Raw genomic sequence first — 25171 nt, 5'->3', positions numbered from 1 at the left:
TTATAGAGAAAAACTTCCGAAAGGAAGTTTTTTCATTTATTATATTCATGAAGAAAAATTCTTGACGTCATAAAATTAGTATAAATTTGCGCCTTTAAAATAAATTAAGCTGATATGGCAGAAGTTACAGAAGATGGTTACCACTTCGACATAAAGAAACTTTCCTTCATGGGAGTTTTAGTGTCTCTAGGAATTGTTTTTGGAGATATTGGTACCTCTCCGCTTTACGTAATGAAAGCAATTGTGAATGCAAGGTCCGAGGGAAGCAATATGCCTTTCAATGAGTACATAGAAGGAGCTCTTTCCTGTATTATCTGGACTCTTACCCTGCAGACCACAATCAAATATGTGATCATTGCTTTGAGAGCAGATAACAAAGGTGAGGGTGGTATTCTTGCATTGTTTTCATTAGTAAGAAACCTTAAGAAAGGATGGTTGTACCTCATAGCAATCATTGGTGCTGCGGCGCTTATTGCAGACGGAGTAATCACCCCTTCACTGACAGTAATGTCAGCTATTGAAGGTCTTGAAATCTATAACCCGCACACCCCTGTTGTGCCTATTACCATTGGAATTCTGATTGCCATTTTTGTGGTGCAGCAATTCGGGACCAGCTTTATCGGGAAGTTTTTTGGTCCTATAATGGTGGTTTGGTTTCTGGTATTGGGAGGCCTGGGAGTAATGCACCTAAGTGAAAATTTTGAGATTTTAAGATCTTTCAATCCTTACTATGCTTACAAGCTTATTGCCAACTCTCCGAGTGCTATTGTTATTTTAGGAGCTGTTTTCCTTTGTACAACCGGAGCAGAAGCATTGTATTCCGATTTAGGACACTGTGGCGCTAAAAACATCAGAATAAGCTGGGCATTCGTTAAGATTATGCTTATCCTAAACTACCTTGGGCAGGGAGCGTGGCTTTTGACCAATCATAATAAACCAGGATTTTCTGTAGTAAACCCGTTCTTTGGAATTATGCAGGAATGGATGATCATCCCGGGAGTAATTTTAGCCACTGCCGCCGCAATTATTGCCAGCCAGGCATTGATTACAGGTTCTTTCACCATATTCTCGGAAGCAATGTCTCTTAACCTTTGGCCGAATCAGAAAATTGATTATCCTTCCGGAGTAAAAGGACAGATGTATATTCCAAGAATCAACTGGGGACTTCTTATCCTGTGTATCATTGTTGTTCTTCACTTCAGAGAGTCAGGAAAAATGGAAGCTGCTTATGGACTTTCCATTACGGTGACCATGCTGATGACAACCGTTTTGCTGGTCTTCTGGCTGCTGAAACACAGAGTAAGCAAAGTCCTGATTCTGGTTTTCGCAATGGTTTATATGGCAATAGAATTAGGTTTCTTCAGTGCGAATATCATCAAATTCATGGAAGGTGGATGGATCACCGTTGTATTAGCTGGTTCTATCGGAATTTCTATGTATGCATGGTATAACGGAAGATTGATTAAAACAAGATTTATCCAGTTTGTGAAAATAGAAAAATATGTGTCTATTCTTAAAGACATGAAACTGGACGAAACCATTCCGAAATATGCTACCAATCTTGCCTATCTGAGCAGAGCAAAAAGAAATGATGAAGTGGAATCTAAAATTATCTATTCCATCATCAAAAAACAGCCGAAAAGAGCAGATCATTACTTTATCCTGAGCATCGTAAACCAGGAAGATCCATACACTTTCAGATATACAGTAGATGAAATTCTTCCCGGAACAGTATATAAAATCAACTTCCTTTTAGGATTTAAAGTAGACCGGAGAATCAACGATTATTTCAATATGGTTCTTAAAGACTTAATGGCAGACGGAACTATTCCATCAAGAAGCAGCCATCCATCTTTAAGAGCTCATGATATACCACCGGATCTTAAATATGTGATCATAGATAACACCTATATCAACGATATCCTTTTAACTGTTAAACAGAAGATTACACTTAATATTTACAACTTTGTGAAGTATATCGGAAGTGATGACTTTAAGGCCTGGGGAGTATCTTCTCATAACGTTGAAGTAGAATCTGCACCCATCACAGAATTAACAGTTTATGACAATAAGATCGAGCAGTCCGGCTATTTCCGTCACAACTCGTAGTCACTCGTATTTAACCATGCTATCTATTTAAATAAAATTCAATAAATTTGTAGATAATTTTTTTAATGGATACAGTACAAAAAGAAAAAAATATAGCTTTGATCAAGGATGTTTTGAGAAACTACTTATTAGAAAAGGGGTTCAGAAACACACCTGAAAGATATACGATATTGGAAGAGATTTATAATATGGATCATCACTTTAATGTTGATGATCTGTATCTTCTGATGATGCAGAAAAAATATCATGTTTCCAAAGCAACCATTTACAACACGATTGAAATTTTCCTTGATGCAGGCTTAATCCGTAAGCATCAGTTCGGAGAAAAGACATTGACTTCTTCGTCTTATGAAAAGTCTTATTTTGACAAACAGCATGACCACCTGGTGATCTACAAAAAAGACTCTGATAAAGAAATTGAAGAAATTATTGAATTCTGTGACCCAAGAATCCAAGGAATCAAAGAAGCCATTGAAGAAGCATTTGGCGTAAAAATTGATTCTCATTCGCTGTATTTCTATGGCACTAAGAATGATTAATTAATGAGAATAGCCCTTTTTCTGTTACTCTTTATTTCTACGCTCAATTTTGCGCAGGATAAAACACCTGTGAAGAGAGATCCTTATTTGCAGGCTCCTTCACCAGCTCAGCCTAAACAGGTGAGACCTGAAGATAAAATAAAGATTATTAATGCCGACGAGATCAAGAAAAGCCCTGACAAATATGACGGGAATCAATATTTTACAGGAAATGTTAAGATTGAACACCAGGGATCTATTCTAACTGCGGATGAAGTAATCCTGTACAATGAAGAGAACTTTGTAAAAGCAATAGGCAATACAAGGCTTCAAAATACAGACGGGTCTGTAATCACGGCAGGTGAGATGGAATATGATGCCAATACCCAGAAAGGTGTTGCCAGGAAAAATGTAGTCCTAACGGATCCTAAACAAACCATAAAAACAGATATCCTGTACTATGACAGGCTGGCCAATCAGGCTTATTTTAATACAGGAGGAACGATCTCTGATGGTCAGAATGTTACCTATGCCAAAGTAGGAACCTATTTTCTCAATACAAGAGTGGTGGATCTTACCGGAAATGTAAAGATTGAAACACCTCAATATACAATAGAAGGCCCTAATATCAAACAGAATCAGAATACAAAAATTGCTGATTTTCTAGGTCCTACAACCATTACCAGCAAAACGAATCCAAGAAACAGAATCTATACCGAAAAAGGAACATATAAAATGGATTCCAAGGAAGCTTTTCTAACCAAAAATTCCAGGATCTTTTATAATGAGAAAATCCTTACCGGTGATGATATGTATTATAATCAGATCTCAGGGTTTGGCAAAGCAACGGGCAATGTAACCCTTGATGATCCTAAAGAAAAAAGATATATAAAAGGAGGTTACGGGGAAATTTTTGAGAAAAAAGACTCCGCAATGATGACGAAAAATCCTTATGCTGTAAAAGCAATGGAAAAAGACTCTATCTATTTTGCCGCAGAAAAAATTATCTCTTATCAAAGACCGGATACGTTGGATATCAAAGTCAAGAAAAGCTATCTGAGAGCCTTTAAAAAAGCCCGCATCTATAAATCCAATGCACAGGGAAGGGCAGATTCCATTGCCTTCAATGAAACGGACGGAATTATGCATATGTATACCAACCCAATTCTATGGAGCGGTGAAAAACAGGTTACCGGAGATAAAGTGGAAGCTTACTTCAATACGAAGACAGAAGATATTGACTCCTTAAAAGTAATAGGAAATGCCTTTGCCATCAGTAAAGTAGACTCACTTACGCTGAAAGATGAGTTCAATCAGGTAAAAGGAAAATTCATGACGGTTTACTACGAGAAAAATGCTATTAAAGAAGCAAGAGTTGTTGGAAATGCTCAGTCCATCGTCTATGTTGATGATACCGATCAGGAAACCAAAAAACCGGAAAGAATAGGAATTACATTGTCTACCTGCGGAATTATCGGAGCATTGTTTGAAGAAAGAGCACTACAGATTATTTCCTGCAGTATCGGAGCTGCTTCCGATACCTATCCGATGAGTATGATAGAACCTTCGAAAAGAAAATTCCCGGATTTTAACTGGAATACCAAAGACAGGATCCGGAAATGGCAGGACATCCTTGTAGACAGTCCGAATAACGAAGAAATACAATATACAGCAGATAATGAGCTCTTCGATAAAGCTCAGAAAGCCATAGATGACGAAAAAGCGAAAGAGGAAGCTAAAAAGCCCAAACGTACCAGAAAATAATAGAAAAGACCAGTAACTCACTGGTCTTTTTTGTGGATTAATTTCAGCGTTTAATGAATCTTTTATAGCTTTGCTGAAATTTTTGTAGACAATGGAAATGCATAAAGATTTTTTTACATATCAGGCTCAAACCACCAAGTTTGCTGCTGGTTTTGAAGTGGAAAAAGCAGTAGGAAGTTATATTTACGGTACAGATGGAAAAAAATATCTTGACTTTGTAGCAGGAGTTTCTGCCAATACGCTGGGACATTCACATCCTAAAATAGGGGATGCCATTAAAGAACAGACCGATAAATATCTTCACGTAATGGTTTACGGAGAATATGCGCAGGAAAAACCTGTTGCATTATGCAGACTGCTTGCAGAAGCTACTCCGGATCCTCTGGAAGTTACTTACCTTGTGAATAGCGGTGCAGAAGCCATTGACGGAAGCCTAAAACTGGCCAAAAGATATACCGGAAGAGAAGAAATTGTTTCCTTTAAAAATTCTTACCACGGAAATACTCATGGCGCTTTAAGTGTTTCCGGAAATGAAACGCACAAGAGAGAATTCCGTCCTTTGTTACCTATGGTTTCTTTTATTGAATTTAATAATGAAGAAGACTTCGGTAAAATCACGGAGAAGACTGCTTGTGTTATCCTTGAAACCATTCAGGGAGCAGCAGGGTTTCTGGTTCCGGATAATGACTACCTGATCAAGCTCAAGAAAAGATGTGAAGAAGTAGGAGCGCTTTTAATTTTGGATGAAATACAGCCGGGATTTGGAAGAACAGGGAAGTTATTCTCTTTTGAACACTTCGGAATTGTGCCGGATATTCTTGTCATGGGAAAAGGAATGGGAGGCGGGGTTCCTGTAGGAGCTTTTATGAGTTCCAGAGAAATCATGGAAACCCTTTCACATTCGCCTAAATTGGGGCACATTACTACTTTTGGAGGAAATCCACTCATTGCAGCAGCAAGTTATGCCACATTAAAAGAAGTTCTGGAAAGCGGTTTAATGAACGAAGTAGAGGAAAAAGAGAAGTTGTTCAGGGAACTTTTGGTTCACCCTAAAATCAAAAATATCAATGGTAAAGGCTTGATGCTTGCCGTAAACTTAGGAACTCCTGAATACACGCTGGAAGTAGCTAAAAAATGTATGGAAAGAGGGCTTATTGTTTTCTGGCAGCTGTACAGAAATGAATACCTGAGAATATCTCCGCCTCTTACATTATCTCTGGACGAAATCAGAGAAGGATGCCAGATTATTCTTGATATACTGAATGAAAATTAAAAATAAAATCTCTCTGTAAATGAGAGATTTTTTTATTTTTTGCATGGTAATTTTTAGCTTTAAAACATAACACCGCAGTGATTCAAATCCCGTGATAAATATCATGCAGATTCTATAAAAAAGTAATTGTTTTTTTGCGTAATAAAAAAATTAATTTATATATTGCGGGACGATAAAACAAAGATTATATGGCGAAACATAAAGTCCATTACGAATTTCCAATGCACTGTTTATCAGAGATTTTATATGAATATCTGGCAACTGCAGAGGGATTGTCTGAATGGTTTGCGGATGAGGTAACAGAGAAAGGCGATGATTTCTTTTTTAGCTGGGGTGGAGGTCCTGCTGAGAAGGCCACTTTGATCAGATATAAGCCTGAAGGTTTCGTGCGTTTCAGATGGGAAGAAGATGAAGGAACAAAAAATTTCTTTGAAATGACTATCACAATTGATGATATTACAGAAGACCTTGCTTTAAATATTACAGATTTCTGTGAAGAAGGTGATGAAGAGGAAAATGCAATGTATTGGGAAAATCTTATCGAAAACCTTAGAATAAAACTAGGTGCGGCATAATACCGGGCTATAGGAAATGATAAAACTGATGAACGATTTATCGTTCATTATTTTTTTGTAAATAAATTACATCAAAAATTGGAAAATCAATATTTTACATCAGACGAGTTAAATGTAAAGAACAGAGCTTTTCTTTGGGGAGACTCAGTAAAAGTTTCTTTCTTTGTAAGAAATGGTAGATTGATCATGGACGAAGAGTGCTATTTTTTTCTGATGGCTTCCATGAGAAAGATGAGACTTAATATTCCTTTGACGTACACCCTGGAGTTTTTCCAGACTCTTTTTCAAAAAGAAATTATTGAAAGTAAAGGAGTAGAAAATGGAATTATCAATTTTCAGGTGTTCAGAAATGATGATGGAGTAACACTAGCGAAATCTTCTGTTTCCTATTTTTACGAAGTGACGGAAATAGCGGATGTACTTGCTGTTCATCAGAGACCTCTTGAATTGGATTTGATTAAAGAAATCAACGTTAATAACAACCTTTTAAGCAGCATCAGAGTTCACTGTCCGGAAAATATCTACGGGGTAATTTATGCCCAGGAAAATGACCTTGACGATGTGATTCTTCTGAATCCAAACAAAAGAATAGCGCGTACCACAGCCGGAAATCTTCTCTTTTTAGAGGGCGACGTTATCAAAGTACCAAAGCAGACAGAAGGAGCTTACATTTCTCCTCTGATGGAAAACTTTGTTACTTTTTTACACAAAAATAACCTTGCTGATATTCAGGAACACGAGATTATTGCTTTTGAATCCCAGAAGGCTGAAGAAATTTTAATGATTTCTGATGAGAAAGGTATATTTTCCGTAGGTAAGATAAGAAACAAAACTTTTGAAACGACCCGCTTCTCCGAGCTGGTAGAAAGCTGGAAACAAAGTTTTAATCAATAGAAATTGACAAACCCGGTAAACAACAAAGTTCCAGAAGTCCTTTACCGGGTTTTATTCTGAGTAAATCAGAAATTGTTTCTTTATTTAATATTCGTTGATAATCTCAACAAATTTCTGTGCGATTTCTTTCTGCCCCTTTTCACTGGTAATATAATTCCTGTTGTCGGAATTATTAATGAAGCCAAGCTCTACCAATACAGCAGGTGCTTTGGTCTCTCTTAGCATGTGAAGATTACGCTCCTCAATTTTACAGGCATTGAATTTCTTGTAGATTTTTCCGGCCAGTTCCTTTGAAACGTCAGAATTCTGAACGTAAACTTCAAATCCGTTGTCAGATCTTTCTTTTTGCGGAGAACTGTTAACGTGAAGGGAAAGGACCATTTCAGGGTTCAGCCTATTGATCAGATCTGTTCTTTCAGTAAGGGTAGGAGAACTGTCTGAATCCCTTGTTAGAATAATTTCATATTTATCCTGGTTTTCATTGATTTTCCGGATTTCCTTAGCAATGCTTAATGAAATATTTTTTTCCAGAATTTCACCATAAACAGCCCCAAAATCATTTCCGCCATGTCCGGCATCAATGACAATATATTTTTTATTGGTAGGAGTAAATGATAAAAACGCTGTAGAAACTATTGATAAAGCAAGTAGGGTAATACCTTTCATATCAGTGATTTTGGTTTTCCAAAGAACGGAAAAACTTTCTTTAAAATTGGTTAAGATAATCTTAAAGTTTGTTAATTTTCGGAATAATATGAAAAATATACATTTAATTTAGTGATATGTCTTCAGGTGAATTGGCCCAGAGAAGAAATTCCCCTCCAAGATTCTGCATAATAGACTTCCAGAGTGTCTGATCATTGGGAAGGGTATAATCAAGATTATAGACATCCACAACCGTCCACATTTTCCTTTGAACCTCCGTATCCAGCTGATTAGGAGACCAGCCAGAGTATCCCGAAAATATTTTAATGTGTTCAATATCAAGTTCACCGCTTAAAACCGCATTAATGATCCGCTCAATATCTTCTGTAAGGTAGTATTCATCAGTAATGTCTGTATAAATTTCTGTAACTCTTTTGCCTTTTACAATGAAGAATACCTTGTCATTTTCTACAGGTCCTCCATCATATACCTCAATTTTAAAGTCAAAAAAATCTTTGAATTTGCTACTCATCTGGCTGTTCTTTTTATTCAATATCAAACCAAATGCACCACTTTCATTATGTTCAATAACCAATACTACTGATCTTGAAAAAATATCACCGGAAATGTCGGGTGTCGAGATTAATATTTTACCTTTGTATGAGTGATTCATACTCAAATTTAATAAAAAATATTTATGGAAAACCTGCACGACAAAAGAAAAGTGTACGAGAAATCCCAACTTATTGAAAGTGAGATAAAACAAAATCCAATTGAACAGTTTAGAGACTGGTTTTTAGAGGCAAGCGAGAACCCAATGATCTCAGAAGCTAATGCTATGGCGGTTTCTACAGTAGAAGAAGATGGTTGTCCAAGAACAAGAATGGTGCTTCTTAAAGCATATACCCATGAAGGGTTTATTTTTTATACCAATTATAACAGCAGAAAAGGAAAAGCAATAGAAGACAATCATAAAGCCTGCCTGCATTTTTTCTGGCCTAATCTTGAAAGACAGATTATCATCAAGGCTGATCTTGAGAAAGTGGCAGAAAACCTTAGTGACGGTTATTTTCATTCAAGGCCGAAAGGAAGTCAGCTTGGAGCTGTGGTCTCCCCGCAAAGCCAGGTGATCCCAAACAAAGAGTTTCTGGAAGAGAAATTAAAAGAACTGGAAAAGGAGTATGAAAATACGGAAGTACCAAGACCCGCCAATTGGGGCGGATATATTGCAAGACCTTATGAAATAGAATTCTGGCAGGGAAGGCCAAACCGTCTTCATGACAGGATAATTTATGAACTTGAGGACCTTGACTGGAAGATTTCGAGACTGGCTCCGTAATGAGAGAATCTGGGGGTAGAAGCCAGTGATGATGTTTGTGAAATATCATATCATCATCCTGAAAATATAAACTTTGTAATATCAATGGAGCGGGCTTTAGCCCGCTTATTTTTTAAGTATAATAGCCAAAACATAATCATCTTTAGGAGCTTAAAAACTTCTTAATGGTTTAAGTTTCCTGTTATTGTTGACTAGTCCTAAATAATCGTTACCGATTAATAATATAAAAATACTAATATTTATGATATAGTTGTTGGATTGTTCCGACAACTATATTTGTTTTTATATGTTCTTATTCTTACCCTATTTTGTTTGTGCATTTGTTCAGGGGTTTTCATATAACATGACCAATGTGGTCTTTTTGTATTGTAAATAGCAATAGCATCTTTTACCAGTAATCTCATAGTTTGTATATTGACACGATAATCTTCTAAGAAGAACTCCTGCTTGAGTATACCGTTTACCCTCTCTGCAATTGCATTAGCATATGGATCATAGCTTTCAGTCATTGAAGGTTTAATATTTTTCTTTTGCAATGCTTTCTGATATTCTGTACTACAATACTGTAATCCTCTGTCCGAATGATGAATCAGACTTTTATTACTATACATTCTTTGCTTTAAGGCTCTATTCAGTGCCCTGAGAGCACCTTCTGCTGCCAGACTCTCAGAAACATCATACCCCATTATTTTCTTTGAATAAGCATCGGTTATCAAAGCAAGATAACAATTACGGTTTCTGTCTCCAATATAAGTAATATCTGAGACCCAGACCTGTTCAGGCCGCTCTAATGAAATTTTTTCTATCAGATTTTTATGCTTTCTGAACCGATGATGGGAATCAGTGGTTATTCGATAATTTCTTTTAGGCTTTATCAACATATTATTAGCCTTTAGAATCCTGAATAGTTTATCTCTTCCTACATTCAATTTGCCCAGCGAGGGTTGAAGCATATGATAAAGCTTCCTTGTTCCCAGGCGAGGCATCATGCCCCGTAAATTATTCACCAGATTAATAACCTGATCAGCTCTGTTCCTTTTTTCTTTAACAAGCCAAAAGCTACGATAGTAATACTGTCGGTTGATCCCGACCAATCCGCAAAGATAGCTTATCGCTTTTTGGTTTTCTTTGCTGATAGATTGGATTGATCGGGAGAGAAGTTTTTTCTTACCTTAATTAAATATTCTTCTTCTGCCAGATCAATCAGCTTATCTAAAATCAAAGCTTTGTCTTCCGACTCTGTTAAACGGTTTTCAAGGAATCCATTCTGACGTTCCAATCGCTTTATTTTCTCTTGAAGCTCTTGAATTTTTTGTTCGGGGGTTTGCATAGATTTACTTTGTGAATGGTTGTCTATATCAAAGTTACCATATTTTCTCCGCCATTCGGTAATAGTACCATGTCCCTGGATACCATATTTGCGCATGGCTGCCCGATTTCCAATCGAACCACTTTCTACTTCACCCACTACGGCTAATTTAAAGGATAAACTGTAATCTTTTTGACTACGTTTTACATACTGATTATTAAATTGTTCCATAACATAACTTTTTTATGTGTAACGCTATGTTAGGACGAGACATGTTTGAAAACAAAAAAGGCTATTTCTTAGAAACAGCCCTTGAATTTTTTTAATCTGAATGATTATTTTTTCTTAGCACCTGAAACTGCATTTGATAAATCTGCTCCAGCTTTGAATTTAGCAACTTTTTTAGCAGCAATTTTGATCGGTTTTTTAGTTGCAGGGTTAATACCTTGTCTAGCTGCTCTCTCAGCTACTGAGAAAGTACCGAAACCTACTAAAGAAACTTTTCCATCTTTTTTCTTTAAAGTAGTTGTAACGTTACCAATAAAAGACTCTAAAGCAGCTTTTGCTGCAACTTTAGTGATACCTGCATCTTTTGCGATTGCGTCGATTAATTCAGACTTGTTCATAATTTTTAATATTAAAGTTAGTTCGTAATTATAGCAAATATAGTACTATTTTCTAATTGTGCAATTTTTTTATTAAAACTTGTGAAAATTTTTTACTTTTCACTGAAATCAGTTAAAATATGATAATTCCACTTTTCACAGAAAATCTACGTTACAGGTCACTAAAATCATGCCAAATGCTTATGTGTATTGACTTTAGCAAAAAGCTGATATTATTTTTCGTATTTATTAAATCCTAAATTATATATAAACAATTAATTTTTTTGACCATATGATTATTAAATTTATAATTAATTTTTATATTTTTTGTGTTTTGTTAAATTAAATCCCTGTGTTTGTGGGAGTTTTAAAATGTTAATAAAGGCCTGTTTTATTAATTTTTATTAATAAATTTGCAGCATGTTAATAGAAGTTTTCAAGTCTAAGATTCATAGGGTGAGAGTAACTGCCTCTGACCTTAATTATATAGGGAGTATAACGATCGATGAAGATCTTATAGAAGCTGCCGGCCTGGTAGTGGGAGAAAGAGTCTATATCGTGAATGTGAATAACGGAGAACGTTTTGATACCTACGTGATCAAAGGGAAAAGAAAATCAGGAGAAGTATGCCTGAATGGTCCTGCAGCAAGAAAAGTACAGAAAGATGATATCATTATCATCATTGCCTATGCTCAGATGACCCCGGAAGAAGCAAAAGACTTCCAGCCGAAAATCGTTTTCCCGGATGAAAAAACAAATCTTCTTACATAGTACATGGAGAAAACATCAAAAAGTCCGGTAAAATCAATACTTACAATAGTAATATCGCTTGCTTTTGCAGGCTTTTTTTTATGGCTTGCCTTAAGGGGACTGGATTTTAAAGTCATTCAGAAGTCTCTGGCGAAAGCAAATTATCTTTGGGTATTGTTTGCTTCCGTATTTGGTCTTTTGGCGTACTGGTTCAGAGCGATCCGATGGAATCTGATGCTGGAGCCAATGGGGCACAGAATTTCAAATTCCAATGCGCTTTGGTCCATATCATTTGGATATCTTATGAATCTTACCATCCCCAGAAGTGGAGAAGTGGCAAGAGCGACTGCTTTATATGGAGTGGAAAAAGTACCTGTGGATAAATCTATTGGGACTATTATTTTGGAAAGAGTAGTGGATCTTATTTGTATGGGAGGGTTTTTAATTCTGACAGGAATTTTTAAATTTAAAGCAATTCTTGCTTTCTATCATTTTGTAATGGATAAGAAGGATGAGAAAGAAGAGTTTGTTCCTAACTTTTTTGAAAGACAAATGATGAAATTGGGAATAAGTGATTTTGATTCTTTTTATCTATGTGTTAAAATTGGTGTTGTGATATTGGTTTTAATTGGGTTAGCCCTTCTTTATAAATATAAAAAAGAGAAACTTATCAATTTTGGAAAAGGAATTCTTCAAGGGATAACTTCCATCTTTAAATTAAAAGAAAAAGGAAAATTCATTCTTTATACATTAGGAATCTGGATTTGCTATTATCTGGCCGCTTATCTGGTGTGTTTTGCTCTTCCTGAAACATCCGCATTTACCTTTGCAGACGGTTTCTTCATTATTGTTGTAGGAACATTAGGGATGATTATCCCTGCCAGTGGAGGAATCGGAGCGTATAACCTGGCCATGAAGTATGGTTTTATGGCTCTTTTCATTTCAGTAGGAAAAAGTGCAGATTTCGGGGGTGAAATGGGGCTTACCTATTCCTTTATTTCTTTACCGCTGCAGATTGTGATTATGCTGGTCATGGGATTAATCTCAATTCCTATGCTGACAAAAGCAAGAAATGCCGCTGTTTTGGATAAAGAATTTGAAAATTAATTCAACACATTTTTAAATATACAAGGTTCAATTTTTTAATTGAACCTTTTTTTATGGCCATTTTGTGACTTAAAGAGTTTAAAATTAATCGGTAGGGAACATTTTTTCATCAATAAATTTGGTCAGTTCATAAATCACTTCTATCTTAATGCAAAAAATAATCATAATATAAAACACTATGGCAATTAATCTCCAGAAAGGACAAAAGATCGAGATAGGATTAACTAAAATGACGATTGGATTAGGCTGGGATCCGAATGAAGGAACCGGCTACGACTTTGACCTGGATGCTTCTGCAATCATGATTGATTCTGACAGAAAATTAGTAAGCGAAGAATACTTTGTTTTTTACAATAACCTGAATTCTCCGGACGGAGCTCTTACCCATACAGGGGATGATCCGAGTGGTAAAAACAGCGATGGTGATGATGATGAAGCGATTATTATAGACCTTGATAAAGTAGATTCAAGAGTGGAAGAGATTCTTTTTGTGGTAACCATTGAAGATTTTGAAAGAAGAAGACAGAATTTCGGACAGGTAAGAAATTCCTATATCAGAGTGGTAGATAATAACTCCAACCAGGAAATTGCAAAATATGAACTGGATGAAGACTTTTCTATTGAAACCGGTGTAGAGTTCGGAAGACTGTATAAAAGAAACGGAAGCTGGAAATTTGAAGCCTCAGGAATAGGATACAGAGCAGATCTTGGCTTCTTCCTTGAAAAATACTACAAAGGACAAATCATCAAATAAATCATCAAATACAAAAAAACTATAACTATGGCAATCAATTTACAGAAAGGACAAACGATAGATTTGAGAAAAAATGACCGTGGCGAAAGCGTTTATGATCTTTCAAAAGTAACCATCGGTTTGGGATGGGACGTAAGAAAGCAAGGCAGCGGATTTTTTGGGAAACTCTTCAGTAAAGAAGCAGAATATGACCTTGATGCAGTAGCATTTCTTTTAGATGGCAACGGAAAAGTAGCTAATCTTGGAAGAACGGTGCAAACCAATGACGGAAGACAGATGGGGCTTTATCAGGGAGATGTGGTATTCTTCAATTCCATGCAGCATCCAAGCGGGAATGTATGGCTTACCGGAGACAACAGAACGGGAGCAGGAGATGGAGATGATGAACAAATCATCGTAAAACTGGATCAGCTGGATCAGAGCTACCAGAAAATTGTATTCCTGGTTACCATTTATCAGGGAAGAACCAATAACCAGCACTTCGGAATGATTGAAAATGCATTTATCCGTGCGGTAGATGCTACAGGAAAAGAAATTACGAAATACAGCCTTTCCGGTGATTCAAGTATGAACGGAATGTGTGCAATGGTTTTTGCAGAAGCATATCGTCATAACGGAGACTGGAAATTCCGTGCTGTTGGAGAGCCGCATCATACAGATAACTTTATTGATATTCTGAGACAGCAATACGCGTATTCCAACTAGATTTTCAATTTTTTCAACTCACACAAAAGCCGGCTTGGAAGTCTCCGATTTCCTCCGCCGGCTTCAGAATTAATATTTGTCTATAATGAGCAGGAGATTATTAGCTTATTTTTTATTAGATACTTCGGGATCTATGAACGGAGAACCTATTCAGGCGCTGAACAATGGTTTTAACGGCCTTATCAGTATGCTTCGTGCAGATCCGCAGGCGATGGACAGCCTGCATTTGAGTGTCATTACCTTCGACAGAGAAGTTAAAAATATCATCCCATTAACAGATCTGGTAAGTTTTTATCCCATGGAAATAACCTGTCCGGATAGTGGTCCAACGCATACTGGAGCAGCGCTGGAAATGGTTTCGGAATTGGTGCAGAAGGAAATAATCAAAGAATCTGCCGATACAAAGGGAGACTGGCAGCCACTGTTATTTATATTTACAGATGGAAAACCTTCAGATATTCAGAAATACAGACAGATGATTCCGGTGATCAGGGGACTGGAATTTGGTGCCATCGTAGGATGTGCTGCAGGCCCGAAAGCAGATGAACAGTTTCTCAAAGAACTGACCGATCATGTCGTGAAGCTGGATACTACGGACGCTATTACACTTTCTTCTTTTTTCAAATGGGTGAGTTCTTCTATTACACAGGGAGGGCAATCACAGAATACCGGAGAAAATCTCATATTACCTCCGCCACCATCGGAACTTAATATTATTATTTAAAAAACTGTCTTTACACAATGAGAAGACTGCCTATTTATTTTTTAGTAGACATCTCCGAATCTATGGTAGGAGAACCTATTGAGCAGGTACAGGAAGGTATCGCCAATATTATAAGGGAATTAAAAAAAGATCCCTATTCACTTGAAACGGTTTATATTTCCGTGATTGGTTTTGCGGGAGAAGCTGAAGTGATTACCCCAATGCAGGATATCATCAGTTTTTATCCCCCTAAAATTCCAATTGGAAGCGGTACATCACTTTCTCAGGGCTTGATCAAAGTGATGGATTGTATCGACAGGGATATTGTGAAAACAACGTACGAAAGAAAAGGCGACTGGAAACCTATCGTCTTTCTTTTTACAGACGGAGTTCCTACTGATGATGCTACCAAAGCCATTGAGAGGTGGAATAATAAGTACAGTGGGAAATCCAATACAATTGCCGTATCAATTGGGGAAAATACCAATTACAAACTTCTCGGTTCTCTGGCAGATAATGTTTTGCTGTTCAATAATTCTGATGAAAATTCTTACAAAGAGTTTTTCAAGTGGGTAACAGATTCTATTAAAACTACCAGCCAGAGTGTAACAGAAGCTAAAAAAGAAGGAATTAATTTGTCTAAAATCGATTCTCTTATCCTTGAGAAAGTAGATCCTGAAATGGAACAGAGATTCCCGGATAATAATTTTGTAGTATTGAACGGAAAATGCCAGGAAACGGAAAAACTTTATCTGATGAAGTTTAAAAAAGCATTTGCAGAATCAAGTATTCCGGGAATGGCTACAAGATACTACAGGCTTGACGGAGCGTATAAAATTGATGAAAAAGCCTACTACAGGCTTTCCTCCAATCAGAAAACACAGCTTAAAATCAATATAGAAGAACTGGACGGAGGAACTTCATGTCCTCATTGTGCGAATCCAATTGCCCTGGCTACCTGCTCATGTGGTGGAATTCACTGCCTGAGAGGAGAGGGATACAGTAAATGCCCATGGTGCGGAACTTCCGATTATTATGGATTTTCAGGTGGCGGATTTGATATTAACAGAACTCTGGGCTAATGATGGGCAAATTTTTCAGAAAGTCTGCTGATAGATCCAAACCGAAAACTATGGAGCAAACACTTATTTATAAAGAAAAAGAAGAATTTAAAGATGCTCATTGGGTATTGAAAAATGCCAGTGCCAAACAGTTCTATGAATTCAGTTTCGATATGGAAGAGTTTCCTAACATCAAGATTCAGAAAATCGGGAACCTGGAAGAAACAGGACTTAGTTTTGAAAACGGAAAAATTTCAGGAACTCCGGTTACTAATAATATGTATCATCTGGATGTTCAGTTTTATCACATTCAGGATCAGAATCAGATTGAAACAAAGAAAATACAGCTCTTTGTGAATGCAGATCCGAAAGACCTATGGAAAAATATTCCAGGCGATAAAAATGCAGTTTTTTATAAGCCGGAAGAAGATTCATTCAAAGGTTCTTTTTCAGATAAAAAAATTGTGGTGGCTTCCAAAAGAGGGCGTTCCCATGCCCATGAAGGCAAATTTCGCGAAGATGATTTTGCCGTAAATTCGGTTCCCTTAAACTGGAATATTGTTTCTGTTTCAGATGGAGCAGGCTCAGCAAAGGCCGCAAGAGAAGGTTCAAGACTGGCAACAACAACCATCAATCAGTTTTTCAATTCACAGGAGGTTTTAAACCGGATTGAAGATAATATCAGCATGCTGTACAACCGTCAATCTTCCGACGAAGAAAAATTGGAAGCTCAACAGAAAATTATCAATGTTTTATCGGAAAGTGTTGTACATGTTTATCACGCATTAGAAAAAATAGCCGCAGAAAATGAACTTTCTTTGAATGATCTGCATGCAACTCTTATTTTTACTTTGGTTAAAAAGTTCAGTTTCGGATATGTTATTCTGAGCTTTGGAGTAGGAGATTGCCCCATCAATCTGATTAACACTGACTTTTCTGAAGTAAAACTTTTAAATCAAATGGATGTGGGAGAGTTTGGTGGTGGCACTCGTTTTATCACCATGAAAGAGATTTTTAATGAGAAAATAGCTTCCCGTTTTAGAATTACGTGTGTGGAAGATTTTTCTTATCTGGTACTGATGACGGATGGTATTTATGATCCTAAATTTACCACAGAAAGTAAACTGGAAAATACAGAAAGCTGGAAAGCCTTTTTTGAAGACCTTGCAGGAAATAATGATGACAGAACAAAAGCAGATTTTATCAACGATGAAAAAATTGATGAAGAACTTTTGATCTGGAGCGATTTCTGGAGCAGAGGAAACCACGATGACCGTACATTGGCAATAATCTATTAATACCATGAAAAAGACCATTAAGGTTGTTTCTGTTCTGGACACAGCCAAATCCTATGAATATGTAGATGAAAACCCTATCCGGGGCGGTGTGAAAGATGTTTATTTTTCGCCTGATAAAGAATATGTAGTCGCTTTCTACCGGAATCCGCTGGATGAAGGACAGAAAGAAAGGATTATGAGAATTGTATCCACCTATCTTCAAAGCATACAGAACGGAAATACTTCTGAATACTTCCTGAATGAAATTTTCAGGTGGCCTTATGATATTGTTGAAAGAAATAAGCTCACAGGAATTGTAGTTCCTGTTTATCACCATAAATTTTATTTTACCAAAGGCTATATTGGTTCAGATAATATACAGGGACAGGATAAAGTAGGGAAGTGGTTTACTGCCCCCATGTTCAGGAATCAGCAGTATCCGCTGAGACTGGACCAGTCAGAACTGGGAGATTGGCTGAGCTATTTCCAGATTGCAGTCAATATCAGCAGAGGAGTAAAAAAGCTGCATCAGATGGGGCTGGCACATTCCGATTTATCATACAATAATATTTTGGTAGATCCTGTTACAAAATCCGCATGTATCATTGATATTGATGGCCTTGTTGTTCCCAAGCTCTTTCCACCGGAAGTGATAGGCACCGCAGATTTTATTGCCCCTGAGGTGTTGAAAACAAAACATTTGAATCTTCAGGATCCTAACAGACATTTACCCAATCAAAAAACAGATCTGCATGCTCTTGCCGTTCTGATTTATATGTATCTGCTGAGAAGACATCCTCTTCGTGGAGGTAAAATCTGGGATCTGGATTCCGAAAAAGATGAAATTTTATCCATGGGAGAAAAAGCGTTGTTTGTAGAACATCCCGAAAACCCTTCCAATCAGGTAAAAGCAGATCATCTCAGAAAATGGGATGCATTCTGGGGTGATCCTCAGAAGATTCCTTATACGGTTACAGGCCCTTATCTTTCAGAATTATTCAGAAAAACATTCATAGACGGATTACATGATCCCATCAGACGTCCCACGGCCAATGAATGGGAAGCCGCTTTGCTTAAAACCGTAGATCTTATCCAGCCTTGCCATAATTCCGGCTGTACTGAAAAATGGTATGTCTTTGATAATACCAGCAATCCAAAATGTCCGTTCTGCGGAACACCTCATCAGGGAACACTTCCGGTATTAGATCTTTATTTCAGATTTGATGATGAGGTATGGAAGCCCGAAAATCACAGGCTGATGGTTTATCATAACCAGTATCTTTTTAAATGGCATGTTTCCAGAAAAGTAATACGCAACGAAAATCTGACCATGCAGGATAAAATGCCTGTGGGATATTTCACATTCCATCAGGGAAAATGGGTATTGGTGAATCAGGGATTATCCGGAATGAAAGATGTCACAGAACAAAAAGAAATTCCGTCAGGTTCTATGGTAGAACTCACCGATGGTAAAAAAATACTTTTATCTTCAGAAGAAGGCGGAAGATTGATCTACGTAACCATGGCAAATCAGTAAAATACATAATAGATGCTTGTTTCAGGCTTGTCATTCTGAATGAAATGAAATGTAGTGAAGAATCTCATATGGATGTTTATGTATGAGATTCTTCCTTTGTCAGAATGGCAAAAATCAAATCATTTGATTTTTTAAAAACCCTATTTTCATCAAGGGAAACATCCAACGACTTTAGCCAAAACATAAATAATTTCAATTTACTCCCTTTCCGTTTCCATAAAATAAGAATACTGATCTTCATCCACGATTCTGAAACCAAGACTTTTATAAAGATACTGAGCCTTATTGGTTTTTAAGACACTTAATGACACCGTTTTTCCTGCTAATGAGGCTTCCTCCAGAATATCAGACAAAATCTTTTTTCCAAGTCCTTTGCCCTGTTGGCTGGGATCTATCTGAAGCTGCAGAATATCAATATTGGTAAATGTTCTGTCTAGTTTTAACAGTCCGATAGGTTGATTGTTTAAATAGATAATATTGGCTTTTTCAAACTGATAAAGAATTCTTTGCATAGTCGTTTCCCTATCCGTGGAAAGTCCGGAAGCTTCATAATGAGGATTCATGGTTTTCATTCTGAGATTGAGAAGAAAATCAATATCAGTTTCATCAGCTTGTTTATAGCGAAGGTTAAGATCCATATTCAAAAATAAAAAATTAAAGCTTATTTTAATACAACTTTCAGTCCCATTTTTTAAAGGTTGGAAGCTGGAAGAAGGAAGCTGGATGTTACTATTGTGTCGTAGAGGTCTTTTGCCTTTTTTAATCGCTTTTGTTAAAAAAAATATTTCTGTCAAAGAACTTCATAAGTTTCACGTCTGCCAAAAACTTCCTTCTCCCATCTTCCAGCCTTATTTACATTTTAGCTTTTGTTAAAAAAAAATTCCTGTCAAAAAAATTCATAAGTTCATCGTCTGTCAAAGACTTCCATCATCCAGCTTCCTGCTTCCATCTTCATACCAGTTCAAAAAAGCCCCTTCTCCCAATTTTTATTTTAGTTTGAGGGATCAGTTCCATTTCTTCATTTACGTCCGTCATTTTAATGGTATTGATCTGAATACCTCCACTCTCAATTAATCTTCGTATGGCCGATTTACTGAGGTCATTTTTAAGCTGATGACAAAGTTCAATAATAGAAATTCTGTTTTCCATACCTTTCAATAGACCAATGGCTACAGGTTCATAGACTTTATCCTCAAAATTTTTATTCTGAAACTGATTGATGAAAAACTGTTCTGCATTTTCCGCTGAAGCCGAATTATGGTATTGGCTGATGATATTTTTAGCAATCAGCTTTTTAATATTCATAGGGTTTTCACCTTCTTTTATTCTCGAAAAAAGTGCTGTTTTTTCCTCTACAGAAAAATCAGTGGTAAGATTGATAAACTCCTCAATCAAAGCATCCGGAATAGACATGGTTTTTCCAAACATTTCATTGGGTTCGTCCGTTAGCCCGATAATATTGTTCAGGGATTTACTCATTTTTTCCTTTCCGTCAAGCCCTTTCAGTAATGGCATGCACATCACAATCTGAGCTGGCATTTGGTGTACTTCCTGAAGCTGTCTTCCCATGGTACAGTTGAAAAGCTGATCCGTACCGCCCATTTCAATATCACATTTTATTTTTACAGAATCAAAACCCTGAAGAATAGGGTATACCAGTTCATGCATGGCAATAGGAGTATTTTCTGTAAACCTTTTATTAAAATCATTGCGGTGCATCAATTGAGCAACGGTAACTTTTGAAAGCAGCTGAATTGCCTCAGAAAAGTTTAAAGCATCCAGCCAGTCAGAATTGAAAACAATCTTCGTCTTCTGTACATCAATTATCTTGGAAAGCTGATTGATATAGGTCTGGGCATTATGCCGCACATCTTCAGCACTCAAAGGTTTTCTTGCTTTGTTTTTTCCGGTGGGATCACCAATTCTTGCCGTAAAACTTCCTACCACAATAACGATCTGATGCCCCAGGTCCTGAAACTGTTTCAGTTTTTTTAAGACTACGGCATGTCCCAGATGCAGATCCGGAGCCGTGGGATCAAAGCCTAGCTTGATGATAAGTTTTCTGTTTTCCTTTTCGGCTTGAGCCAGTTTTTCTTCCAAACCATTTTCCGGCAGGATGATAGCCACATTTTCTTGTAATGAATCAATCATGTTGAATAGTTTTAAAATGAAAAAAGCCCGGACAGGTACTGTCCGGGCTCTATATATACGTTAGATTATTTTATTGGATTACAGATATAGAAAGTCTTCCCGAACGATAGTCCGGAGTGTAATATTCACTGAAGAATGGAAGACGTAATATGCTGTTCAGATGTTTCATTGTGACGATATACAGGGATTTCCTGAGGAGCCAGTATTTAAACCATTAAGACGCATTGCAGGGTTATAACAAGATTTGTTTTTAATAAAAAACTTAACCATCCATCAATCTTAATGGCTTAAAATAATGGTTCAAAACAATTTTACTTGCGATTTTTGAAGCCAATTTCATGCCACAAATCCCTTAAAAGCAAAATACAGGATAAAGATATAAAAACAGTGTTTTATTATTTTTTTCGTCACTTGGTAAGAAGCCTTTATAACAGGGCTGATCTTCCAGTTTTCAATAGACGTTATTATAGAAAAATTAATCTTTAAGGACATGTTCAGAGTATAAATTTTTAATCTGATCTTTCCAGATGTCCAGATTTTCTGCAGACGCTTTATCTGCTTTATCAAAAAATAAATGGCTGATGATCTCCAGTCCGGAATAGATGAAAATACCATTGTCGGAGGTCAATGTAAGCGCTTTATCCATTCCTGTTTTTTCATATTCTTCATGAGATTTTCCATGGGTATTGATAATTACAGTTTTTTTACCTTTCAGAAGCCCTTTCTGTATACCCTGATCATAACGGTAAGCAAACCCATAACTGAATACACGGTCTATATATCCTTTCATCATAGCCGGAAGTCCCGTCCACCAGATCGGATAAATAAAGGTAATCCGTTCTGCCCATGAAATATGCTCCTGTTCAGTCCTTACATCATCCGATATTTCTCCCATACGCTGTCCCTGCATATCTGCGAGAGAAAGTACCGGATCGAAACCGATTGTATAAAGATCCCTTACAATAATTTCCTCGTTACGGGATTGGAGTGTTTCAACAACAGTGCTTAAAAGATGATGATTTAAGCTGTTTTCATTAGGATGCGCGTAGATGATTAAATGTCTCATTGTTTGGATTGTTAAGATTAATGAGACAAAAGTACTGCGGGGTACTTCTCAAAAATTGTAAGAAAACGAAATGGTCTATTGGGATTTAGGATTACAGATTTCCTGCTGGAATTTTAAATACTGAGCCGGTGAAATGTTGATAAAATGCTTGAAATCATGAATAAGCTGGCTCTGATCATAGTAACCGCATTCATCAATGATGGTGAACCATTTGACCTGTTTTTGTTTTTCGGTTTCCTCTTCAATGATTTTTATCGCTTTTAAAAAACGATTATAACGGTTAAGCTCTTTTAAAGAATATCCAAACTGTTCTTTCTGCTTTCGCTGAATATTTCTTTCCGTCTGTTGAGTCTGCTCCGCAATTACTTTAACAGGATTTAAAAGATGATTATCAAAACTGCTCAAAAGCTGGCTGGTAGAATCCTGATGCTGAAGATAGGGTCTGCAGAATTCAAGAATATGATTTACCTGTTCTGTGGTTGAATTCAATTGAGTAAGCTGATGCCAAAGATCCGTAAAACAATTTTCTTCCAACAGCTCATCCGGATGTCTTACCGAATGTTCAATAGATGTCTTACCGAAAAATCTAAAAAATGCATCATCCTTGAAATTAGCAGCCATAATAGAACAGCCAGCGGGAAGCGTATACTCAAAAGCCTGTCTCACAGGTCCGAATACCACGCATTTATCTATACTTATGATGGTTTTTTCAAGAGTAGACATGGTAGCATTTTCCCCAAAACAAAATAACATAATCGTCTGATAAGTGGGTAAAAGTGTTTTGGTAACTGATGCTTCAGAAGAATTTTCAGCAAAATAAAAATGAGTAAATACACTTTCAAATTCCTGAGGAACTGAAACTCTGTATTCGTTATATTCAGAATGTAATTCCATACGCTTGAAGATTAACCTATGAAGTGTTTCATCATTTAAAATTAGTCATTATAATTCATTTTACATGGACTGTTTTCCTGAACAGTTTGAAAGCCTGCTTTCTCAAAAATAGTCTGACTATTTGCTTACATCAGCAGTAATCTTATTTTGATGATTCAATAAAGCCTCTTTTTCAATCTGATGATGATCTGATATAATCTTGCTCATTGAGCTTTTGCTGTTCCATAACCTGAGGTCAGAAAATTTCCAAAAAAAGCAAGCAGTTTCATATCATAATATGAGACTGCCGGCTGTGTTATAGTTTTTATCCTGATTCACAAATTATTTTTGCCGCACTTTAAGTGACAGTTTTTTCCGGTTATATTTACAAGACAATTATTGAGTGCAGGAAGTTACATTGGAAGTCAATATTTTTTTAACTCATTACTATTGAAATTTTCTTTTGGTATTTTTGTGTAAGATTAAAACAGATTTATTTCAATGTACGACAAGCTTTTACAATATATGCATTCCGGTTATGGTTTCACTCAGGAAGAAACAGAGACGGTCAGAAAATATTTTGAGCCTGTGGCATTTTCTAAAAATACAATAATAGAAGAGGCTGGAAGAGTACCTCAATATCTTTATTATATTGTTTCAGGTTATCTTAGGCTTTTTTATACAGATGAAAAGGGTAATGAAGTGACAACACATATCAATTGTCCACCGGGATTTTTTACGTCTTATTCCGATTTTATCAACAGTACTGTTTCAGAAAATACGATAGAATCTGTCACTGATTCTGAACTTTTGAGAATTTCCAAAGAAAATCTCGATCATTTGATCAGCCAAAGTCAGGCTATGAAAGATTTTAGCATTTCAGTTTTTCAACAGTCGATATCCTATAATGAAAAGCGTTCCAGAGAATTATCTGTTTTGAATGCCGAACAGCGCTATCTGAAACTGATGAATGATTATCCTGAAATTATTCAAAATGTTCCTATCCGGTACATCGCTTCATTTTTAGGGATGAAGCCAGAAAGTCTGAGCAGAATCCGGAGAAAAATAATTAACTAACAAAAGTCAAGTGGTTCCGGTTCCGGGAAGATGAACTTTGCAGCATTAAAATTTATGCAATGACAAAAAATAATCTAAGCCTTGTCTCAGGAGCTAATGGACATCTGGGAAATAATTTAGTAAGATTTTTATTAAAACAGGGACTTCCGGTACGGGCAGCAGTAAGAAATACAAAGAACAGAAAGCCTTTTGAAGGATTGGATTGTGAGCTGGTACAGGCGGATATTACCGACAAGGCCTCTTTTGTAAAAGCCCTTCAGGGTGTGGAAACATTTTATGCGGTAGGAGCTTCTTTTAAATTATGGGCTAAAGATCCCAAAAAAGAAATCTATGACGTTAATATCAATGGTACCCGGAATACCATCGAAGCCGCTGCAGAAGCAGGCGTAAAGAAAATAGTGTATGTAAGTTCTATTGCCGCACTCGATTATACAAAGTTACCTGCCAGAGAAAGTAACGGTTATAATCCGGATCGTAGAGATATGTATTATAATTCTAAAAATGATGGAGAGAAACTGGCTTTTGATCTGGCGGCAAAACACGGTATAAAAATTGTTTCCGTCTTGCCTTCCGCTATGATTGGAAGTAAAGCATTTTTACCGTTAAATGTTTCCTATGGAGTCCTCAAATTAATTTTGAATAGAAAAATTCCTGTAGATACAAAAATTACCCTGAACTGGATTGATGTGAAAGATGTTGCAGAAGGATGCTTTCTGGCAGCTGAAAAAGGACGTTCCGGTGAACGTTATATCCTTGCCAATGAAAAGTGTATGACCATCACGGATACCACCATTCTGGCCAATACCCTTTATCCGGAGCTGAAACTGAATATTCCGCGTTCCGTTCCCAGGAGTATCTTGTTTACAATTGCCGGTATCATGGAATTGACTGCAAAACTAAGCGGAAAGCCACCCATACTCACCCGAAAAGATATTGCCATGTTTTCAGGGTTACAGCAGGATTTTGATATTTCTAAAGCCAAAACTGAATTGGGATTCAATCCCAAAAGTCCCGAAGAAGCTGTGAAAGAAGCATTAGATTATCTCATGAAAAATCCCGGAATGCTTGTAGAGACTTAA

Annotated in this window: 26 protein-coding genes; 17 read left to right on the top strand and 9 right to left on the bottom strand. The window is 36.7% G+C overall.

The features are described from left to right. The first annotated feature begins 114 nt into the window (after positions 1 to 114). The 6 genes from BW946_RS11700 (at position 115) to BW946_RS11675 (ending at position 7133) form a co-directional block, all read left to right on the top strand. Complete coding sequence (locus BW946_RS11700; RefSeq protein ID WP_076596355.1) at positions 115 to 2109, top strand: KUP/HAK/KT family potassium transporter; 1995 nt, start codon at positions 115 to 117, stop codon at positions 2107 to 2109. Positions 2110 to 2174: 65 nt separating this feature from the next. Further along, on the top strand, positions 2175 to 2648 hold the full coding sequence (locus BW946_RS11695) for a Fur family transcriptional regulator (RefSeq protein ID WP_027374694.1): 474 nt from the start codon (positions 2175 to 2177) through the stop codon (positions 2646 to 2648). Positions 2649 to 2651: 3 nt separating this feature from the next. Then, positions 2652 to 4391, top strand: coding sequence for an OstA-like protein (locus BW946_RS11690; protein WP_076596354.1), 1740 nt, complete (start codon positions 2652 to 2654; stop codon positions 4389 to 4391). 97 nt (positions 4392 to 4488) lie between these two features. Further along, positions 4489 to 5664 carry an aspartate aminotransferase family protein gene (locus BW946_RS11685; protein ID WP_076596408.1) on the top strand — a complete coding sequence of 392 codons (1176 nt, stop codon included), beginning with the start codon at positions 4489 to 4491 and terminating at the stop codon, positions 5662 to 5664. Between the two features lie 188 nt (positions 5665 to 5852). Further along, positions 5853 to 6239, top strand: coding sequence for an START-like domain-containing protein (locus BW946_RS11680; RefSeq protein WP_034696870.1), 387 nt, complete (start codon positions 5853 to 5855; stop codon positions 6237 to 6239). A 78-nt stretch (positions 6240 to 6317) separates the two neighbouring features. Then, positions 6318 to 7133, top strand: coding sequence for an aminotransferase class IV (locus BW946_RS11675; RefSeq protein WP_076596353.1), 816 nt, complete (start codon positions 6318 to 6320; stop codon positions 7131 to 7133). An 84-nt stretch (positions 7134 to 7217) separates the two neighbouring features. Here the strand turns inward: BW946_RS11675 and BW946_RS11670 are convergent, their stop codons facing one another. Together BW946_RS11670 and BW946_RS11665 are read right to left on the bottom strand one after the other, a co-directional pair. Further along, complete coding sequence (locus tag BW946_RS11670) at positions 7218 to 7799, bottom strand: N-acetylmuramoyl-L-alanine amidase family protein (RefSeq protein ID WP_076596352.1); 582 nt, start codon at positions 7797 to 7799, stop codon at positions 7218 to 7220. Positions 7800 to 7902: 103 nt separating this feature from the next. After that, on the bottom strand, positions 7903 to 8451 hold the full coding sequence (locus tag BW946_RS11665; RefSeq protein WP_076596351.1) for a YqgE/AlgH family protein: 549 nt from the start codon (positions 8449 to 8451) through the stop codon (positions 7903 to 7905). A 24-nt stretch (positions 8452 to 8475) separates the two neighbouring features. Between BW946_RS11665 and pdxH the strand changes: the two genes are divergently transcribed. Beyond that, positions 8476 to 9117 (top strand): pyridoxamine 5'-phosphate oxidase, encoded by a 642-nt coding sequence (gene pdxH / locus BW946_RS11660; protein ID WP_076596350.1) that lies wholly within the window; start codon positions 8476 to 8478, stop codon positions 9115 to 9117. 239 nt (positions 9118 to 9356) lie between these two features. Here pdxH and BW946_RS11655 read toward each other — a convergent pair whose 3' ends face one another. The 3 genes from BW946_RS11655 to BW946_RS11650 form a co-directional block, all read right to left on the bottom strand. After that, positions 9357 to 10211, bottom strand: coding sequence for an IS3 family transposase (locus BW946_RS11655; RefSeq protein WP_262484567.1), 855 nt, complete (start codon positions 10209 to 10211; stop codon positions 9357 to 9359). Positions 10212 to 10225: 14 nt separating this feature from the next. Next, a complete protein-coding gene (locus BW946_RS21675; protein ID WP_228402550.1) occupies positions 10226 to 10657 on the bottom strand; it encodes a hypothetical protein in 432 nt (143 codons plus the stop codon). A 104-nt stretch (positions 10658 to 10761) separates the two neighbouring features. Further along, positions 10762 to 11052, bottom strand: coding sequence for an HU family DNA-binding protein (locus BW946_RS11650; RefSeq protein ID WP_002976900.1), 291 nt, complete (start codon positions 11050 to 11052; stop codon positions 10762 to 10764). Between the two features lie 399 nt (positions 11053 to 11451). Between BW946_RS11650 and panD the strand changes: the two genes are divergently transcribed. The 8 genes from panD to BW946_RS11610 all read left to right on the top strand — a co-directional run bounded on the left by panD (position 11452) and on the right by BW946_RS11610 (position 18925). Continuing rightward, positions 11452 to 11802: an aspartate 1-decarboxylase gene (gene panD, locus BW946_RS11645; protein ID WP_002976902.1), complete on the top strand. Its 351-nt coding sequence runs from the start codon at positions 11452 to 11454 to the stop codon at positions 11800 to 11802. A 3-nt stretch (positions 11803 to 11805) separates the two neighbouring features. Next, on the top strand, positions 11806 to 12888 hold the full coding sequence (locus BW946_RS11640) for a lysylphosphatidylglycerol synthase transmembrane domain-containing protein (RefSeq protein WP_076596349.1): 1083 nt from the start codon (positions 11806 to 11808) through the stop codon (positions 12886 to 12888). Positions 12889 to 13066: 178 nt separating this feature from the next. Continuing rightward, positions 13067 to 13642, top strand: coding sequence for a TerD family protein (locus BW946_RS11635; protein WP_076596348.1), 576 nt, complete (start codon positions 13067 to 13069; stop codon positions 13640 to 13642). A 27-nt stretch (positions 13643 to 13669) separates the two neighbouring features. Next, a complete protein-coding gene (locus tag BW946_RS11630) occupies positions 13670 to 14347 on the top strand; it encodes a TerD family protein (RefSeq protein WP_076596347.1) in 678 nt (225 codons plus the stop codon). 85 nt (positions 14348 to 14432) lie between these two features. Further along, positions 14433 to 15071: a vWA domain-containing protein gene (locus BW946_RS11625; protein WP_076596346.1), complete on the top strand. Its 639-nt coding sequence runs from the start codon at positions 14433 to 14435 to the stop codon at positions 15069 to 15071. 17 nt (positions 15072 to 15088) lie between these two features. After that, positions 15089 to 16132 carry a TerY-C metal binding domain-containing protein gene (locus BW946_RS11620; protein WP_076596345.1) on the top strand — a complete coding sequence of 348 codons (1044 nt, stop codon included), beginning with the start codon at positions 15089 to 15091 and terminating at the stop codon, positions 16130 to 16132. 50 nt (positions 16133 to 16182) lie between these two features. After that, positions 16183 to 17409, top strand: coding sequence for a PP2C family serine/threonine-protein phosphatase (locus BW946_RS11615; RefSeq protein WP_076596407.1), 1227 nt, complete (start codon positions 16183 to 16185; stop codon positions 17407 to 17409). Positions 17410 to 17413: 4 nt separating this feature from the next. After that, positions 17414 to 18925 (top strand): helix-hairpin-helix domain-containing protein, encoded by a 1512-nt coding sequence (locus BW946_RS11610; protein ID WP_076596344.1) that lies wholly within the window; start codon positions 17414 to 17416, stop codon positions 18923 to 18925. Positions 18926 to 19122: 197 nt separating this feature from the next. Here the strand turns inward: BW946_RS11610 and BW946_RS11605 are convergent, their stop codons facing one another. From BW946_RS11605 to BW946_RS11590, 4 genes are all read right to left on the bottom strand, one after another. Continuing rightward, a complete protein-coding gene (locus BW946_RS11605) occupies positions 19123 to 19563 on the bottom strand; it encodes a GNAT family N-acetyltransferase (protein WP_076596343.1) in 441 nt (146 codons plus the stop codon). 313 nt (positions 19564 to 19876) lie between these two features. Then, positions 19877 to 21076: a tyrosine--tRNA ligase gene (gene tyrS, locus BW946_RS11600; protein ID WP_076596342.1), complete on the bottom strand. Its 1200-nt coding sequence runs from the start codon at positions 21074 to 21076 to the stop codon at positions 19877 to 19879. Between the two features lie 475 nt (positions 21077 to 21551). Then, positions 21552 to 22142, bottom strand: a complete 591-nt coding sequence (locus tag BW946_RS11595; RefSeq protein WP_076596341.1) for an NAD(P)H-dependent oxidoreductase — start codon at positions 22140 to 22142, stop codon at positions 21552 to 21554. Between the two features lie 75 nt (positions 22143 to 22217). Next, positions 22218 to 23036, bottom strand: coding sequence for a helix-turn-helix domain-containing protein (locus tag BW946_RS11590; protein ID WP_076596340.1), 819 nt, complete (start codon positions 23034 to 23036; stop codon positions 22218 to 22220). 480 nt (positions 23037 to 23516) lie between these two features. Between BW946_RS11590 and BW946_RS11585 the strand changes: the two genes are divergently transcribed. Both BW946_RS11585 and BW946_RS11580 read left to right on the top strand, forming a co-directional pair. Then, positions 23517 to 24092 carry a Crp/Fnr family transcriptional regulator gene (locus BW946_RS11585; RefSeq protein WP_076596339.1) on the top strand — a complete coding sequence of 192 codons (576 nt, stop codon included), beginning with the start codon at positions 23517 to 23519 and terminating at the stop codon, positions 24090 to 24092. A gap of 59 nt (positions 24093 to 24151) precedes the next feature. Next, a complete protein-coding gene (locus BW946_RS11580; RefSeq protein ID WP_076596338.1) occupies positions 24152 to 25171 on the top strand; it encodes an NAD-dependent epimerase/dehydratase family protein in 1020 nt (339 codons plus the stop codon).

Source organism: Chryseobacterium sp. RU33C, from assembly GCF_900156015.1.
Classification (GTDB): Bacteria; Bacteroidota; Bacteroidia; order Flavobacteriales; family Weeksellaceae; genus Chryseobacterium; species Chryseobacterium candidae.
This window is presented reverse-complemented; position numbering and strand designations above follow the sequence as displayed.